Genomic DNA, 17,344 nt, shown 5'->3' with positions numbered 1-17,344 from the left:
AGTTTAATATAAATGTCAAGCAAGTATGGCAAAGTTTTAAATATAACGGATTATCTATTTTCGAAATGGGAAAAAGATGATCAAAGAATAGCAATATACTATGAGGGTGAGACGTGGACGTATAAGAGGGTAGTTGAGGAGATAAACAAGTTTGGAAACGCACTAAGGGAATTAGGGATAGAAAAGGAAAATAGAGTATTGATGATAGGTTACGATTCTCCTTATTTTATATCAACGTTCTATGGCTCAATGAAGATAGGAGCTATCCCAGTCCCAATAAATACCTACCTTAGACCAGATGAGTATAACTTCCATATAGAGGATACTGAGGCTAAGGTATTAGTAGTAGAGCAGGACATTTGGGTTAAATTATCAGAAGTTATTAAACCTAAAAGGTTAAAGTATGTGATAACCTTACCCGTTATAAAGGATGTTAAAAATTTATCTGAAGGACCTAATGCGTTAAAAGTAATATCATATCGTGAAATAACCTCTAATCAAAGTAATAGTTTAGAAGCTGAGAGTACTTCACCTAACGATATGGCTTTTTGGTTATATACTTCTGGCACAACTGGACATCCTAAGGCAGCAGTTCACTTACATAAAGATATATTAGTAGTCCTTAACACTTATGTTAAAAACGTCCTTAAAGTTAATGAGAAGGATAGATTATTCAGTGCTTCAAAACTCTTCTTCGCATATGGACTTGGTAACGGTTCATATTTCGCCTTTGATAATGGAGCATCTGTTATTTTATACCCCCATAGGGTAGAGCCTAAGAAAGTGTTAGAGGTTATACACAAGTATAAACCAACTATCTTCTTTGGTGTACCGACACTTTATAACGCTTTATTACAAGTTGAGGACTGGAAGAATTACGATTTAAGTAGTTTAAGATTTTGCGTTACCGCTGGGGAACCTCTACCTCCAGTTATTTACACTAAATGGAAGGAGAGGTATGGGTTAGAAATTCTGGATGGAATAGGATCAACAGAGGCGTTACACATTTACATTTCTAACTTTCCTGGAGAATCCAAACCGGGATGTACTGGCAAAGTTGTCCCAGGCTACGAGGTGAAGATAGTGGATGAAGACGGTAAAGAAGTCCCTCCTAATACAGTGGGAGATCTATACGTTAAGGGTGATAGTGTTGCGATGTTTTACTGGAGGGATTATGAGAGTACTAGGAAGAACATGGTAGGAGTTTGGTTTAGGAGTGGAGATAAGTTCTATAGAGACGAGAATGGATACTATTATTATGTAGGCAGATCTGATGATATGATAAAATCCTCTGGATTATGGATATCTCCCATAGAAGTTGAGGCAGAACTTTTAACACATCCAGCTGTTTCAGAAGCAGCTGTAGTTGGAGTGCCAGATGAAGTTGGATTAACTAAAGTTATAGCCTTTGTAGTTTTAAGACAAGGGTATAAAGCTGATGAGAAGTTAGCTGAAGATATAAGAAATTATCTGAGGCAAAGGTTGGACCACTATAAGGTTCCTAAGGAGATAAGGTTTGTTTCAGAAATTCCTAAGACTGCGACGGGTAAGATACAGAGGTATAAGTTTAGATTAGGTGAATATAAGGTTTAAATGAAGTAGGTTTTTTAAGTCTATTTCATTTATTGTGATAGTATGAAGATTCAATCCTTGTTTTTCACAATTTATGGAGATTATATTAAAGATGTAGGAGATAGTATAAGTCTTAAGAGTTTGATAAGAATATTTAAAGAATTTGGGTTCAGTGAAGGTGCTGTAAGAGCTGGTATGCATAGGATGAAGAAAAGGGGTCTAGTGATAACGATAAAAGATGTGAAAAATAAAAAGATCAGTTATAAATTATCACAAAAGGGAATGCTTAGGTTAAGTGAGGGGACTAAGAGGGTATATGAGAAGGCAAGGAAGAAATGGGATGGAAAGTGGAGGATAGTTGTGTATAATATTCCAGAGGGTAATAGGGAGTTAAGGGATAAGTTGAGGAAAGAGCTGAGATGGTTAGGCTTTGGTATGCTAACTCAATCTACGTGGATTTCTCCAAATCCTATGGAAAATATTGTGTTAAAATTCGTTGAAGAGATTAATAATTCTACAAATAAAGAAGGACAAATAGATGTGTTCCTCTCAGAATACCTTGGAGATCCTAAGTCAATTGTGAAAAAGTGTTGGAATTTGAGTGAGATAGAAAAGGAATATGAGAAGTTCATAGAGAAGTGGTCTTCCATAGAAGTTGAAGGATTAAGTGAAAGTGAAGCTTTCATAACTAGAATAAATCTCGTACATGAATATAGGAAATTTTTGAACATAGACCCAGACTTGCCAGAAGATCTATTGCCCGATGATTGGAAGGGATATAAAGCATATGACTTGTTCATAGAATTAAGGAAAAAGTTAACGCCTAAGGCTGATAAGTTCTTTTACTCAGTTTATGAACCTTAATCCATCTTTAACGTTAATAAGGAAAGAGTATTGCTTAATAACGACTAAATCGTTATATAAAACAAAGCCGTTGTGAAATTCTTATCATAAATTCCCCATTATGTTTATAAAATATACGTATTATAACGTTAAAATATGCAAAGTGCTTACTTGTTTGCGGATTAAGCTTTTATAAAGTTTTTAGATGAATATGCTGGTTTACCCATACCTCATAAGGATCTAAATATTTAACTAATTATTTAATAGGAATAGCAAAACTACTTATTTCTTTCTATATAATTTTCGTTATAATTTCTATCTAAAATCGTAAGAATATTTCTAGATATATTAACAGTCCTATCCATTCTTAAAAACAAATTATCTCTTTATATTTTAGGTGACTTTTTAAATAAGTTCTGGCAATTCTAACTTGGTTAAGAAGATGTATAAGGTTTCTGAAAGAGATATATATTATTTAGCAATTGGTAGTTCAGTTTTAGGTTCTGGAGGAGGAGGTAATCCGTTTCTGGGATATGAAATATTAAAGACAAAAATGAAAGAACTCAATAGACACGAGCTATATTATGAACAGGGAATAGCTGACAACGATTTCATTATTGGAGTAGGAGGTATGGGATCTCCATGGGTAGGTATAGAAAAAATACCAGCTGGGACAGAATATTTTAAAGCTTACGAGTGTTTATCTAAATTTCTCAAAAGGGAAGCGTCCAAGATTACATCAATAGAGATAGGTGGTATAAACTCTGTAGTACCTTTTATAGCTTCATTATTAGCCAATAAGCCTTTAGTTGATGGAGATTTAGAGGGAAGAGCTTTTCCGGAACTTTACATGACTACTTCGCACTTTTACGGTATCAATGCCACGCCAATGTGTATAGTTGATGAGAGGGGTAATCAAGTAATTTTGGACTCAGTTGATAACTATTATGCTGAAAAAATCGCTAGAAGCATAACTGTTAGGTTTGGAGGAAGAGGTTATATTGCAATTTATCCTATGAACGGAGAGAGTTATATTAAGAGTGCAATATTAGGAAGTATTTCGTTGAGCATAGATATTGGCAAAATATTGAATACAGAAGGATTGGATTCCATGTTAGATTTCGTCAAAGGTAGAATACTCTTTCACGGGAAAGTTGTCGATGTGAGAAGAATTAATCTACCAGGTTTCAACTCAGCTATAGTAACGATTGAAGGTTTAGAGGAGTATAAAGACTATATGGCTAAGTTATATGTTAAGAATGAATACTTATTGTTTGAAGTCAATAATAACATTATTTCAATTGCACCAAATATAATAAATCTAGTGGATTACAAAAATAAGATAATTACATCAGATATGATTAAATATGGTATTAGGGTTAGAGTTATCGGAATTCCAGTTTCATCAAAATGGAGAGAGGTAGGTGGTGAAGAGGTAATTTCAAAAAGTATATTAAACGAATATAAAAAATTGTCAAATCTTTAATTCTCCTACGACTTTCACACTTACCTTTATTGCATTACCCGGTAAATACGGCATTTGCAACTCCTCAATTTCCCTAACTTCTATTGTTGTATCGATAGCTCCAGCAGATATCGCGGTCTTCTTAGCTTCTTCTATTAATGATTTAATTGCAGTATCTCTACTGGTCTGATCATACGAGAAGGTTCTCTCTATCGTAGCTCCGACTTTAGTAAGGGTACACCCAATAGCATTAGCGTATTGAGCATTTTTAGGAATTACCAGTTTGGAAGAACCTTTCAAAGTTTCAGGTAACATAATGCTCCCTCCTCCTACTCCTATTACTATTACGTCCTCCTTAGAAGTTTTCATCATGTCAATGGCGTTCTCCCAAGATTCTAACATCTTACTATAGATTTTCTTAAGGTACTCTATTTGGTATCTATCCCTTATAAGTTCTGGATTAGATCCTTCAATTTTGATTCCCTTAACTACCATCGAAACGTCAGTAGCGGTTAACGTATCCCCTCCCCAAGATAATCCTCTTTTAGTAAGCATGAAACCCACGCTTTCTGGCCCTATTTCTTCTCCTTTTATGACTGTTCCTCCACCTAGTGCTAAAGTGAATATGTCTGGCATCCTAAAATTCGTCCTTATACCAGCTATCTCAACTGGACTAGCTGATTCCCTTGGATATCCCTTATAGAGAACTCCAACATTAGTTGTTGTTCCTCCAACATCCATAACAATAGCGTCTGTTATTCCCGTTAGCAAATGAGCTCCTCTTATGCTATTTGAAACTGGTCCCGCTACTGTAAATATTGGAAATTTTCTAATGAATTGAGCAGAAGCGATAGTACCATCGTTTTGAGCAAAATAAAGCTCTACATTTTCTAAACCGAGTTTGTGCAGAAGGGATTGTAAAATTTGTATTAAATTATCGAAAATGTTTAGGATCAATGAGTTAAGTATTGTAGCGTTTTCTCTTTCTATAAGGCCTATGCCTCCTATTTGATGTGATAACGTTATTGGTACGCTTATTCCTTCCTTTATTAAAATATCCTTAACTCTATTCTCATGCTCTGGATTAACGATGGAAAATATTGACGTTATTGCTACGCTATCAACTTTCCCATTTATTTCACTAGCTATTTGATATATTTTGCTTTCGTCGAGAGGCACTATCTCTTCTCCAGTATATTCATGCCCTCCCCTTACTGAATATACGCTAGTAACGAAGGATCTAAGCCTTTCTGGCCATTCCGTAAGAGGTGGTACGCCCTCTCCAGCAGGTAAACCTATCCTTATAACAGCTACTCTATTTAGTCTTTTAGCTTGATGTATTGCATTTAATCCGTGAGTAGTTCCTATCATTAAAGCTTTAATCTCATTTTTCTTCTCTCCAAGGTTATTTATAACCTCAGTTATGGCGTTAAGCAATCCCTCTGTGAGATCTGGTGTGGTTTCTACTTTTGTCGCATATATTAAATTTCTTCCTTCTAGTGCTACTGCATCAGTGTGCGTACTACCTATATCTACACCAATTTTTATAGCCATGTTAATTCCTCCCTCTTCTCTATTGGATTATAATCTATACTATATCCAAAAGCTCTCGGTCCTATATATTTTAATGCCTCTTTTGTTCTTAGCCTTTCGTGAGCCGGGATTCCCACAACTAAGACCTTTTGACCGTATTTGATCCTATCAGTTGTTATTGGCTTAAAGGTGAACACATCTAAGACTGTTATTAGATCTGGAACTGTAACTAACACATTGTTTTTAAGAGTTGCAACTAAGAACTCATTTTGAAAATCTATTTTTAAGGATCTATTAGAGTACTCCTCCATTCCTTCTATTATGACAAAACCTCTCGAAAATCCTTTCTCTATTCTTCTAATAACGTCAACGACTTTTCCCTTAAATAATATTCTAGCCTTTAAGTAATCTAATACTTCATTAAACTTAGACTGATTTAACAATTCCCCTATATTTAGCGCTAATGATAAGGTATTTAAGACTGCTGTTTTATTATACATGTCTAATGTGGTTCCATAAAGGGATATGTATGCTGCCCCACCATATCTCAGAGTTATCACTCTGGCTATCTTTTCAGCCCATACACCGTCTATTCCTTCAACTACTGAAACGTTTCCCCTTTCATCCAGAACTACTACCGGTGATGGATCTACTCCGTAAAAATAAAACGTAGTCATCTGGAGTTCTGGAAACGCTCTTCCCATTCCATCTCCATCCAACACTGGTAAACCTAAAGTTGAAGCAACTATAAGAGGGATAGTTGAATTCACTCCACCTATTTCCAGAGGAGTAATGTATTCAACTTTTCTACCGGTAAGTTCTGAGTACATTTTAAGTGCTTTATGAGCCTCATCTCCACTTGGTACCTTCTCGATCATAACTATTGGAGCACCCATCATTGCACTTCCTACTATATGGGCGTTACTACCTTTGATACTTCTTATCACTTCTACTGGTCCCCTTCTCTCTATGGCTTTCTTAAGCATTAAACCCCCTATATAAGGATCTCCTCCCCCGCCAGTACCTAAGAAAGCAGCGCCAGTCACTAAATTATTTACGTCCGAAGCTCTTACATAGTATGTTTCCATCAAGTCACACCTTTATTATCGAATATCCTCTTCTATAAGCGAGATATAATAATGATGCTCCCCATACTGCTTGAATTATTGACATTAAGCTTTCTATAGCCACTATAGAAGGTGTAGTATATAGGACTGGGGCATAAATTATTGAGATATAACCAAGTGCGAAGGAAACAATTAGCCATGAGAACTGAACTCCAGCTCTTGTCTTATCCTCCATGTTATTGTTTCTGAGATATCTTATAACACCCCAAATGCATAAAAACAAGACAAGAACGCCATATGTCAAATTGTAAATTTTGACAAAATAAGCTATATCTGCTATATATAGGCTAATGTATGCTATGCTCATTAAGAAGTTTACTATTAAGTAGTATGTGAATAAATTGTTTAAGTTCATGATAATCTACCACCTTGATAAGTGTATGGTAAGATCTCTGGACTTTTTCCTAGTGACTTAAAAACGTAGTATATTAAAATATATGCTAGGAAACCAGTTATTAACGCGTTTATTGCAGCTATACCATAGGGAACTAAAAATCCTACTAGTGCACCTAATCCTAATGCTACTATACCAGCAATATTAAGATTATAGTAAGCGTTCCCAGGCTTAAACTTATACCTCTCATGTGGGTCTTTAACTCCTTTTAAGTACCTTCTTACGATGAAGAAGTCAGCAATAGCTATACCTCCCATAGGTGGAAGAATGTTTCCTAATATAGTTATGAAATTCTCGAAAGGAGTTATAGACGAACCTGCAGTGAATCCTACGTATGCTGCTACAGCAGTTCCTATTACGCCATTAATTACTGATGCTAACTCTCTTCTCATTGGATATAAGTTAACAAGAGATAATGATCCACTATACAAGTTATCCGTATTTATTATGAATTGACCAAATATTATAATTAGCAAGACTCCAGCTCCCATACCTAACTCCAACATAGCGTTAGTAACTAAATATGTACCAGTTACCAGAACCATTGCTACTCCACCTAATATCAAGAACGGATATAGGAAAATAATATGAGCTACCCACGCCATACTAGCATCTTTTGCGGTTTTACCAAACCTAGCTATGTCTGGAGATATTATAGTTCCCGCGCTATATAATCCTACAGTGGCTGATATTCCATCTAATAAACTCATGTGTGAGGTTGGTACAGCAGACATGACAGCGGAAAATCCACCTTTTAGTGCGATAACTATAGCAATACCTATCGCAATTAACCATATATGGAAGGGAATAGTGAAATAGCTTAAGAACGATAACATTCTATATCCTATATATGTCATAATGATCATTATTATGCCTCCCCAAATTGCTGCGAAACCAACTGAAAAGAACGGATTGTGAGGAAATATTTCGCTCATAACTATGCCGAATAACCACGTTTCAACAGCATACCACCCAATTCCAGTAGTTACTGTTATCAATAAAAATCCGGCAATCTTTCCTCCCCATCTACCTAGAGGAAATCTCCATAATACATAGGTTGAAAGTCCACTATAGGAACCTATGGCAGCAGCTAGCCCTCCTAAAATGGTTAGAACTAAAGTACCACCTAATACTGCCATCATTGCTTGACTGAATGTTAAACCATATCCTAACGCTCCTCCAGCCCATATTACAGCGATAGCCCCGTAAACAGAAGCGAACACTAGGAACATGTTATAAAATCCATATCTAGAGTGCTTAGGTACCTCTTCTAGGGAATAATCATCGAACCTGGAACTTACCTCTCTACTTTCCTTTCCTCCCATACTCTATGTTAACTTAGTAATAATAATAAATTTTTACACGTTATTTAGCGATAAATTTACTTTTCAAAATATTCAGCTATATATAAGGTTATGTTTCAATGTTACCTTGCAATAATGGGCTATGGTATACAATTACTTTAGACTACTAGATATACGAAAAATTTTTATATTAGTATAATACGAAAATTGTTTTTACTGTAAAATCGTAGCACCCCACGCCTTATGGGATCTTATAGCAAAATTTATCTTATAATCCATAACAGCATCGTGGTTGATTATAGTTAAAATCTCCCCCTTTAACTGAACTGGATCGGAATGAAAAACTCTCACCAGAAGATCCCACTCCCCTACATATTCAGTTATTTCGTAAATTAGTTCATTGGAAATCAAAGACTTAATGTAGTTTTCTCTTAGTTCCTTCACATTCTTTAGTTTCACGAGTATGTCAGCATAAGGCACACCTAAATTTTGAAGAACTATAACTCCTACCACTCTTAAGATTTGCTTATTTTCCAATCTTAGCCTCCTCATTCTAACAGTAGTTTTTGATAATCCTATTTCTCTAGCAATCTTAGCATCTGATATGTTAGCGTTCTTATTTAATATTTTCAAAATCTTGATATCCTTTTCGTCAAGATATTTAGAAAGGATATCCTCCCATTTCTTTGCCATTTCATGCCAACTATATTTTTTTATAATAAAAATCTTTTACCCATAGTCCTTTGAATGGGTTTAGTAGTTCAAAGGACTATGTATTATTAAACTTTAGAAAACAAATCCTTAAATTTGTATAGATATCCAATTGAATAATGATAAGAATTGGAATAGACATAGGTGGCGCGTTCACAGACTTAGTATACTATGATCAGAGCAAGGACGAATTCGAGTGGATAAAGGTAGAAACTACTACTCAAGATCCTTCCATAGGCGTAATAAGAGCAGTAGAAGAATCTAAAGTTGATTTGAAAAATGCTATGGAGATAATTCACGGTCAGACCTTAGCTATAAACACTATAATAGAAAGAAAAGGTGCTAAAGTAGGACTTATTACTACCAAGGGATTTAGAGATATTCTTGAAATACAAAGGGCGAATAGGAGAGACATGTATAATTTCAAGTATAGGAAACCAGAACCATTCGTTCCAAGATATTTAAGAAGAGAAGTGAGTGAAAGGATAACATCGTCTGGGGAGATAATAACTCCTTTAAACATTGAAGAATTGAAAATAGTAGCTGATTACCTTATAAAAAAAGGTGTGGAATCCATTGCGATATCCTTCATCAACTCATATGTTAATCCTACTCATGAATTGAAAGCTAAGGAAGTATTAAAAGAAATTATAGGGGATAATGCGTTTATTACTCTTTCTCACGAGATTACCAGGGAATGGGGAGAATACGAGAGGACTAATACAGCAGTGCTTAACGCCTACATTAAGCCTAAGATGAGCAATTATCTAAAAAAACTTAAAACAGAGATAGATAAAAGAGGGTTTAAAGGTAAATACTACTCTATGCTCTCTAATGGTGGGATGGCGACCTTCGATTTCGCTATGGACTTTCCTATTACCACATTAGAGTCCGGTCCAGTAGCAGGTATAATAGGGGCTATTGCAATAGGGGAATTGGCTCATGAGAGAAACATTATAGGATTAGATGGGGGAAGTACTACTACTAAGGCTAGTCTCGTGGAGAACTTAATGCCCAATATTATAACTGATTATTATATTGAAAGAAATGCATATTCACCAGGTTATCCCGTGAAAGTTCCTACAATAGATATTGTAGAGGTAGGAAATGGAGGTACAAGTATCGCATGGATCGACGAGATAGATAATCTCAAAGTAGGACCTAAGGCTGCTGGTTCATACCCTGGACCAGCTGCTTACGGTAGAGGAGGAACTGAGCCAACTGTCACTGACGCATATATTGTTACTGGGTTACTTAATCCTAGTGAGCTATTAGGAGGAAAATTGAAAGTAATGAAAGAATTGGCAGAGAAGGTAATAAGCAAGATAGCTGATCATTATAAAATTTCAGTAGATGAAGCGGCTGAAGGCATATTAAAGTTGGCGAATAACAACGCGGTAAACGTAATAAGATTAGTTTCTGTTCAAAGAGGATACGACCCTAGAGACTTTGCTTTAATAGCATATGGAGGTTCTGGACCAATGTTCGCTCCTTTCATAGCTGAAGAATTAGACATAAAGAAAGTTATAGTTCCTTTTGTACCGCCTGGTGTGTTTTCTGCATGGGGAATGTTAGTAGCCGATATTAGGCATGACTTAGTTAAAACTGAATTGGTGAGGATAGATAAAGAAGATGCCATTGATAAAATTAATAGTATATTTGATGAATTAGAGAAAAAGATTTTACAAGTCTTTGCCTCAGAGGGATTTAATATAAATGACGTTGTGATGTTTAGAGAGGCAGAGATGAGATACTATGGACAGTCACATACAGTTAAGGTTAATGTTATGAATGGGGAGTTAGGAGATAAGGAAATTAAGGAAATAGTAAATAAATTCCACTTGCAACATGAAGCAACTTATTCCTTTAAGTCAGATAGTCCTATAGAGATTGTTAATTTCCGTGTATATGGAATAATTAAAGCAAGAAAGGTTCCGTTATTAAAGCGTAAGCTAAATGGTAATAGTGTTAAGGAAACTACCAGAAACGTATTCATAAATGGCAGATATGAGGAGTTCAAAGTCTACGATAAATCTACGTTGCCTACAAGGTATAAAGTTCCCGGTCCTGCTGTATTAGAGGATCCAACGTCAACGATAATAATACTTAAGGGGCAAAGAGGAGAAATAGACGAATATGGTAATGTAATAATTACGAGGTGATATGAATGGATCAGTTTACTTTAGAAATAATTAAGAACGGATTAATAGTAGCTTCTGAGGAAATGTTTTACGCCTTCAGTAGGACTGCTAGAAACCCTGTGATATACGAAGTGTTAGATTTCGCCGTAGGTATAACTGATAAGTACGGTAGAGGTCTTGTAGTCCAAGCTCCGGGTGTCCCAGGATTTTCTGGAGTATTAGATTTTACTATACGAGACGTAATGGCTAAGTGGAGGGATGAAATAAAACCTGGTGATATTATAGCTACTAACATACCTTATGATGGAGGAACCCACCTAAACGACGTAGCTCTAATAATGCCGATGTTTTATAAGGATATTCTTTTAGGCTTCGTCGTTAATAAGGGACATTGGAGTGAGATAGGTGGAATGCATTTCGGGAGTTGGACATCAGATGCTACTGAAATATATCAAGAAGGACTTCAGTTACCTTCCATAAAACTATTCGTGGAGGGAAAACCCAACAGAGATGTAATTGATATTATAAAGGCCAATTCCAGAATGCCAGATGCTACATTAGGGGATATGGAAGCACAGATAGCATCTATGAGAGTAGCGTATAAGAGAGTTGAGAGGTTAGTTACGAAGTATGGTATTGATAACGTTTTAACGGCAATGGATAAGCTAATAGAAGATGGGGAGAGATTAAGTAAGTTAAGACTTAAGGAGCTACCTAAGGGCGTATATGAGGCAGAGGATTACATAGATGATGATGGAATGTCTGATAATCCAGTTTATGTAAAAGTAAAAGTTACAATAACTGAGGATAAATTTATAGCTGACTTCACTGGAAGTTCTAAACAAGTTAGAGGACCAATAAATTCTCCATTACCTGCAACAGTCTCTGCAGTAAGGGAAATATATATGGCAGTTACGGATCCTCATGCTCCACCTAATGCTGGGTATTTCAAACCTTTAGAAGTAATAGCCCCGGAGGGTAGTATATTTAATCCTAAGAGACCAGCTCCGACGTCAACCTATTGGGAGTCGATGTCATACGCTACAGATTTAGTATGGAAAGCGTTAGCTCCTCACGTTAATGGAAGACTCCCAGCCGGACACTTTTTATCAATTCTCGCAACCATACTAGGGGGTATGAAGGAAGATGGAGAACCTTTCGCAATTGTGGAACCACAACCAGGTGGATGGGGAGCAAGTAATAATTCCGATGGGGAGAGCGGGCTAGTAGCTAGTGGGGACGGGGAAACATATATAGCTTCAGCCGAAGTGTACGAAAAGAGGATGCCAATCTTAGTTGATAGATTAGAATTGAACGTTAGTGATGGAACTGGGCATGGAAAATACAGGGGAGGATTCGGAATAGTCAAGGATTATGTAGTGATGTGCGAAGAGGCCTACTTCACAGTTTCAATAGGAAGGTCAAAGTACACTACATGGGGAGTTGAAGGTGGAATGAACGGAACGCCAAATTATTGTATGATATTTAAGAGAGGAGAAGAGTCTAGGAGAGTGAGAAAAGTAGCCTCATTACTACTTCGTAAAGGCGATAAAGTAAGTTTAAGAAGTGGTGGGGGTGGAGGTTGGGGCAATCCAGCGGAGAGAGATCCTTATCTGGTTTTAAACGATGTTCTAAATGAGTACATTAGCGTTGAGGACGCAGAAAAAATCTATAAGGTAAAAATTAAGGAAGTTAACGGTAATTATGAGATTGATTGGGATGAAACTAAGAAGATAAGGATTAATAAGTAATTTTATTTAATATCTTTTTATACATCAAAACTATTTTGAATATTTTTTGTTAAAAAAAATCACTATCATTTTTCCAAAAATGTGTGATCTAATATTAAGTTTTGATAGGCTTTTCCATTATTTTTAGTTAAATTATATGAGTATATCTTAATAGCCTTTCTGCAGACGCCTCACTTATACCATAACTCAGTATCGTGTACCAATTCCTCATCTTATTAGCGATAGTAATTGCCTTAACTAATTGTGATTTATTTAAACCTAACTGATCCGCTGTTACTGGGGCATTAACTTTTTCCAAAAGTTTTCTCACCCTTTTAGAATAATTATATCCACGTTGTAAATAACTTACAATTATTGTTCCTATTCCACAATACTCTCCATGTAGACCTTTTTCAGAAATGTTTTCTAATGCGAAACTGATCAGATGCTCAGCTCCTGCAGCTACTCTAGTTGTACCAGAGATCTCCATAAGATATCCATCTAAGACTTCTGCTTGAAACAATGTACTTATCCCTATGTAATTTGCATTACTTATATCGTCTATTCTATTTATGAGAAGTTTAGTTTCTGAAATAGCTATTTTAGCTGCAAAATCGTTATATGGTTCTTCAGCTAGCCAAAACGCTAATCTCCAGTCTGGTATTGCAGTCAATTTGGAAATCATGTCTCCTACACCTGCTGCAATAAACCTTTTTGGTTGATTTTTAAGTACATTATAATCCCCAATTATTAGATTAGGAGCCTTCGTCTTTATTGCCTGTTTTTGGCTTCCGTTCCAGAAAACACTGTAGCCTGTAGAAAAGGCATCACTAGATAAAGTTGTAGGTATAATCGCTAATAATGAATTGGTTTCGTTTGATATATATTTAGCTATATCAGCTATACTCCCTCCACCAACAGCTACTAATAATTCGTGTGGAAAGTTCTCTTTAACGTGAGAGGTCAGTTGTTTAACTTCTTCTAGATTCCCCTTTATATCTATTATTTTTATATTTACTTTATATCCACTAGCATTCAATTTATCATATACCACCTTTCCAGCTATCTTGTATGTATTTTCTCCAGTGAGAATTAGAACGGATTTAGGATATTTAAGAGTCTCTAAGTACTGATCTATCTTATTTAAAGAACCTATGCCCGCTACCAAATTAGAGGAGATCTTTTTTAATTCGATCATTCTATATCCCTCTCAGCATCAAAGCTTCCAGCCTTCGCCAATATGTCTGGCTTTCTCTTCAGATAGTAGTATGATATACCAATTCCTATTAGTACCCATATTACACCCATTAATGTAGCTCCAAAAAAGGCGAAGTTCAGAGATGTAGGTTGAGCTATAGCTTGGGCTAATGCTGACTGTAAGCTAAAATATATAATAAGTACTGAAAATACACTTGCTATAGAAGGTGCAAGGAAGAACTTAATTACATCCAACGGCGAGTAATTTTGACGTGTATGCTTTATGTATAATGATAGTGCTGAGTTGGTTACTGCATGAACAGCAAGTATACAGACGCCTGCCATATCTAGTAAAACTAATCCTCCGTTTACTGGTCCAAATAATATTCCAAATATCAAGCTAATAACAACCGCGAGACTCAACCACACGAGTATGGCATGGGATGGAGTTTTATATTTTGGATGCACATATGCTAACCATTTAGGAAATATTATACCATCTCTAGCTCCCGAAAACCATATTCTGCTAACTGCATTTGTTTTAGCCACACTGTATGATAAATAACTATTAATTGTAAAAGCTGCCAGAAGTGCAAATCCTACTATTCCTAAGAATTTTTGGAAAACTATCAGTCCAGGGTCTGGTGATGTTGCATAAGTAGAGATATTACTAAGTCCCCAACCAACTGTTAACGCGTAAGCTGGTAAGATCAATGATATGCCAGCTAGTATATATGCGTATATTATAGCTTTTTTGACTGTCTTTTTAGATTCCTTCATCTCTTCTGAAATAGTTGTAACAGTGCCTAAGCCAGTGAAATCTAGTATCGAGAAAATAGCGCCAAAAAATATTGCGGGAATGTAAGGTAACGAAATAGTAAAGGGAATTATTGTATTCGCTGAACCTAATCTTATAACAATTATAATAGATGCGATAACTAGGAATATTGCTTCTGCAAACCCCGTATACATGACGTAATTTAACGACGGTCTTATACCTAAATAAGGCAATAATCCCATATATACGGCTAACGCAATTAAGAACACTATCCATAAGAAAGGAATAGAACTTAATAATGAAGATAATAGGAATATGAATCCAGACAGTCCTAAAAGGCTAAACGCTGGTCCAGTCAAATTTTCCCCAATCCAAGAGAATAGGGCGATAGGTGCTAACCATTTACTCCCTTCTGCAGAATACGCGTAATAACTTCCAGCGTTAGCCTTTATTTTAGAAAACTCGTAAGGTGTAATCATGAAAAGACCATAAATCAACCATGCAAGAAGTACGGATATAGCAGTGTATTGCTCTGCAAATGCTACTGTTCCTACTAATAATATGGCTACATCTCCAGCTGGAGCAACAAAAGAGAACGATTGAAACACTCCATGCCATAATCCTACTGCTCCTTTCTTTAGAGTATATTCTTCAATCTTCTTGTTTTCCTCAGTCATATGGTATCCGTTACTTTTGAACACTATAAAAATTTTTGTTGCGTGATAATGGCGCTTGTGCAATTTAATAATGATTTACGAAAGATAGGAGGTAATAATAACTTAAACAATGAACAAATGTATCAAATATAATGTTTTTATTCCGTATACTTTAGACAATATTTTATGACAGAGGAGATATTAGATAGTAGTATTCTAGATGCTCCTAGAATACTAGTTACTCCACCTGGTCCTAAGTCAACAGAAATTTTAAAGCAGCAAGAGGAGTTAGAAACCTCAGCTCTAAATTATCCCAAATATTTTAAAATAGCCATCAAAGAAGCTAAGGGATCTACGATTATTGATGTAGATGGAAATATTTACATTGACTGGTTCGCGGGAATAGCAGTGGTTAATTTAGGTCATAATAATCCTATAATTAGGAAAGCAGTAGAGTCGCAATTAGATAAAGTATGGCATTACATGGAAGTTCCTTCAGAAATAAGGGTAGAATTCATGAAAACGTTAAGAAAGACGCTAAATTTTGATTCAAAGTTCTTATTTACCACTACCGGTGCGGATGCAGTAGAAGCAGCAATCAAAATAGCCAGATGGAATACTGGTAAAAGGCATATCATAGCATTTAATGAAGCATATCATGGAGTTTCAGCAGCTACTGTAGGACTAAGTAATATGCTTAATCATAGAAGATTCCAACCATTTCACGATACTAATGTACTGAGATTACCCTATCCATATGAATTCAGATGTCCGTTTAAAGATTGTTTAAATGATATTCTTTCATTAGTTGAGTATGAAATTAAAAATAATGAGGTAGCTGGGATAATAGTTGAGCCAATAGCAGGAGAAGGCGGATATATTGTACCTCCGAAAGGATTTTTAAAAGGGTTAAGAGAAATCGCTAGCGAGCACAACGTTTTGTTAATAGTAGACGAAATTCAGACGGGAGTAGGAAGAACAGGTAAGATTTGGGCATATGAATGGGAAGGGATAAAGCTTGATATTATAACTATCTCTAAAGGTATTGGAGAAGGTATACCAATTTCATTAGTGGCTTATAATAAAGATCTCGATAATTTACCTCAAGCTTTTCATTTAGGCACTTATAGAGGGAACCCCATAGGAATGGCTGTAGGAAATGCCACCCTTAATTATCTAATGACCTCTAATATTTTGGAGAGAGTAGTAACATTAGGTGATTATACTAAGAAACAATTTAATCAAATTATGGAAGACAGTTATAAGCTAGGTAAATACGAAGTGAGAGGATTAGGATTCATGATAGGTATAGAATTCTCAAATGAGAACAAAAGTCCAATAAGCGTCAAACCTTATATAGACATGTTACTGAGAAATGGAGTAATAATGTATAAGGCTGGTATGTTCGATAATGTACTAAGATATATGGCGCCACTAACTATACCTAAGCTACTGATAGATAGGGGATTAGAAAAATTTGAAGATGTGATAAAAAGTACCAAATAAAAACTAACTTAAAAAACTTCATAGAAATTTTCTTTCGCGATGCTTAGAATTATATGCGTGTTTGAGCTCTGAATATTCTTAATAGTAGTTATTTTATTTAAATAATTCTGCATGAAATCATCTCTATCCTTAAACCTTGCCATGACTATAAAATCGATGTTACCGAGAACGAAGTATACTCCCCAGACTCCCGGCAATCTTGATAGGTCTCTTGCTAAATTATCATAATGTTCCTTCCCATATCTAGATTTAATAAGAGTTATAACGAGGTAATCATAGCCTAGCTTTCTGGCATCTATTCCGGTATAATATCCCGTTATTATACCTTCCTTGTGTGTGGACAACAATTTGGTTGTTTTGATATAAATTGAATTTTCTTTATTGTGG

Annotated in this window: 14 protein-coding genes; 6 read left to right on the top strand and 8 right to left on the bottom strand. The window is 35.6% G+C overall.

The window, feature by feature from the left end; translation table 11 throughout:
- Positions 1-12 precede the first annotated feature (12 nt).
- The 3 genes from DMP16_RS03210 to DMP16_RS03200 all read left to right on the top strand — a co-directional run bounded on the left by DMP16_RS03210 (position 13) and on the right by DMP16_RS03200 (position 3,901).
- The gene (locus tag DMP16_RS03210) at positions 13-1,593 is read left to right on the top strand and encodes a benzoate-CoA ligase family protein (RefSeq protein ID WP_069284399.1); all 1,581 of its coding nucleotides are present in this window, start codon (positions 13-15) and stop codon (positions 1,591-1,593) included.
- Between the two features lie 42 nt (positions 1,594-1,635).
- Positions 1,636-2,436 carry a PaaX family transcriptional regulator C-terminal domain-containing protein gene (locus tag DMP16_RS03205; protein WP_143576891.1) on the top strand — a complete coding sequence of 267 codons (801 nt, stop codon included), beginning with the start codon at positions 1,636-1,638 and terminating at the stop codon, positions 2,434-2,436.
- A 421-nt stretch (positions 2,437-2,857) separates the two neighbouring features.
- Positions 2,858-3,901, top strand: coding sequence for a DUF917 domain-containing protein (locus DMP16_RS03200; RefSeq protein WP_069284397.1), 1,044 nt, complete (start codon positions 2,858-2,860; stop codon positions 3,899-3,901).
- On the opposite strand, the gene DMP16_RS03195 is transcribed toward DMP16_RS03200, so the two are convergent.
- The 5 genes from DMP16_RS03195 to DMP16_RS03175 form a co-directional block, all read right to left on the bottom strand.
- Positions 3,890-5,434 (bottom strand): hydantoinase/oxoprolinase N-terminal domain-containing protein, encoded by a 1,545-nt coding sequence (locus tag DMP16_RS03195; protein ID WP_069284396.1) that lies wholly within the window; start codon positions 5,432-5,434, stop codon positions 3,890-3,892. The two genes, DMP16_RS03200 and DMP16_RS03195, sit on opposite strands and share 12 nt — an antisense overlap.
- Positions 5,425-6,501: a DUF917 domain-containing protein gene (locus DMP16_RS03190; protein ID WP_069284395.1), complete on the bottom strand. Its 1,077-nt coding sequence runs from the start codon at positions 6,499-6,501 to the stop codon at positions 5,425-5,427. The genes DMP16_RS03195 and DMP16_RS03190 overlap by 10 nt, the downstream gene beginning before the upstream one ends.
- A gap of 4 nt (positions 6,502-6,505) precedes the next feature.
- Entirely contained in the window at positions 6,506-6,895 is a 390-nt protein-coding gene (locus tag DMP16_RS03185) for a hypothetical protein (protein WP_069284394.1), read from the bottom strand.
- Positions 6,892-8,259 (bottom strand): cytosine permease, encoded by a 1,368-nt coding sequence (locus DMP16_RS03180; RefSeq protein ID WP_069284393.1) that lies wholly within the window; start codon positions 8,257-8,259, stop codon positions 6,892-6,894. Before DMP16_RS03180 ends, DMP16_RS03185 begins: the two co-directional genes overlap by 4 nt.
- A gap of 192 nt (positions 8,260-8,451) precedes the next feature.
- Positions 8,452-8,931: an Lrp/AsnC family transcriptional regulator gene (locus tag DMP16_RS03175; protein ID WP_069284392.1), complete on the bottom strand. Its 480-nt coding sequence runs from the start codon at positions 8,929-8,931 to the stop codon at positions 8,452-8,454.
- Positions 8,932-9,068: 137 nt separating this feature from the next.
- Between DMP16_RS03175 and DMP16_RS03170 the strand changes: the two genes are divergently transcribed.
- On the top strand, positions 9,069-11,111 hold the full coding sequence (locus tag DMP16_RS03170) for a hydantoinase/oxoprolinase family protein (protein WP_069284391.1): 2,043 nt from the start codon (positions 9,069-9,071) through the stop codon (positions 11,109-11,111).
- A gap of 5 nt (positions 11,112-11,116) precedes the next feature.
- Complete coding sequence (locus DMP16_RS03165; protein WP_069284390.1) at positions 11,117-12,841, top strand: hydantoinase B/oxoprolinase family protein; 1,725 nt, start codon at positions 11,117-11,119, stop codon at positions 12,839-12,841.
- A gap of 127 nt (positions 12,842-12,968) precedes the next feature.
- Here DMP16_RS03165 and DMP16_RS03160 read toward each other — a convergent pair whose 3' ends face one another.
- The gene (locus DMP16_RS03160) at positions 12,969-14,018 is read right to left on the bottom strand and encodes a sn-glycerol-1-phosphate dehydrogenase (protein WP_069284389.1); all 1,050 of its coding nucleotides are present in this window, start codon (positions 14,016-14,018) and stop codon (positions 12,969-12,971) included.
- Positions 14,015-15,472 (bottom strand): APC family permease, encoded by a 1,458-nt coding sequence (locus DMP16_RS03155; protein WP_069284388.1) that lies wholly within the window; start codon positions 15,470-15,472, stop codon positions 14,015-14,017. Before DMP16_RS03155 ends, DMP16_RS03160 begins: the two co-directional genes overlap by 4 nt.
- Before the next feature lie 165 nt (positions 15,473-15,637).
- Between DMP16_RS03155 and DMP16_RS03150 the strand changes: the two genes are divergently transcribed.
- The gene (locus DMP16_RS03150; RefSeq protein ID WP_143576890.1) at positions 15,638-16,957 is read left to right on the top strand and encodes an aspartate aminotransferase family protein; all 1,320 of its coding nucleotides are present in this window, start codon (positions 15,638-15,640) and stop codon (positions 16,955-16,957) included.
- Positions 16,958-16,965: 8 nt separating this feature from the next.
- Here DMP16_RS03150 and DMP16_RS03145 read toward each other — a convergent pair.
- Positions 16,966-17,344 (bottom strand): Lrp/AsnC family transcriptional regulator (locus DMP16_RS03145; protein ID WP_143576889.1); only part of this gene is annotated, 379 nt, incomplete at its 5' end.

The sequence above is a fragment of the Sulfolobus sp. B1 genome, from assembly GCF_007050195.1.
GTDB lineage: Archaea > Thermoproteota > Thermoprotei_A > Sulfolobales > Sulfolobaceae > Saccharolobus.
The sequence above is the reverse complement of the archived record's forward strand: the minus strand, read 5'-3'. Positions and strand labels throughout refer to the sequence as shown.

Bases quoted from the DNA above. Each gene is read 5' to 3' on its own strand.
- DMP16_RS03210 (WP_069284399.1), top strand. From the start codon at position 13: ATGTCAAGCAAGTATGGCAAAGTTTTAAATATAACGGATTATCTATTT.
- DMP16_RS03205 (WP_143576891.1), top strand. From the start codon at position 1,636: ATGAAGATTCAATCCTTGTTTTTCACAATTTATGGAGATTATATTAAA.
- DMP16_RS03200 (WP_069284397.1), top strand. From the start codon at position 2,858: ATGTATAAGGTTTCTGAAAGAGATATATATTATTTAGCAATTGGTAGT.
- DMP16_RS03195 (WP_069284396.1), bottom strand. From the start codon at position 5,434: ATGGCTATAAAAATTGGTGTAGATATAGGTAGTACGCACACTGATGCA.
- DMP16_RS03190 (WP_069284395.1), bottom strand. From the start codon at position 6,501: ATGGAAACATACTATGTAAGAGCTTCGGACGTAAATAATTTAGTGACT.
- DMP16_RS03185 (WP_069284394.1), bottom strand. From the start codon at position 6,895: ATGAACTTAAACAATTTATTCACATACTACTTAATAGTAAACTTCTTA.
- DMP16_RS03180 (WP_069284393.1), bottom strand. From the start codon at position 8,259: ATGGGAGGAAAGGAAAGTAGAGAGGTAAGTTCCAGGTTCGATGATTAT.
- DMP16_RS03175 (WP_069284392.1), bottom strand. From the start codon at position 8,931: ATGGCAAAGAAATGGGAGGATATCCTTTCTAAATATCTTGACGAAAAG.
- DMP16_RS03170 (WP_069284391.1), top strand. From the start codon at position 9,069: ATGATAAGAATTGGAATAGACATAGGTGGCGCGTTCACAGACTTAGTA.
- DMP16_RS03165 (WP_069284390.1), top strand. From the start codon at position 11,117: ATGGATCAGTTTACTTTAGAAATAATTAAGAACGGATTAATAGTAGCT.
- DMP16_RS03160 (WP_069284389.1), bottom strand. From the start codon at position 14,018: ATGATCGAATTAAAAAAGATCTCCTCTAATTTGGTAGCGGGCATAGGT.
- DMP16_RS03155 (WP_069284388.1), bottom strand. From the start codon at position 15,472: ATGACTGAGGAAAACAAGAAGATTGAAGAATATACTCTAAAGAAAGGA.
- DMP16_RS03150 (WP_143576890.1), top strand. From the start codon at position 15,638: ATGACAGAGGAGATATTAGATAGTAGTATTCTAGATGCTCCTAGAATA.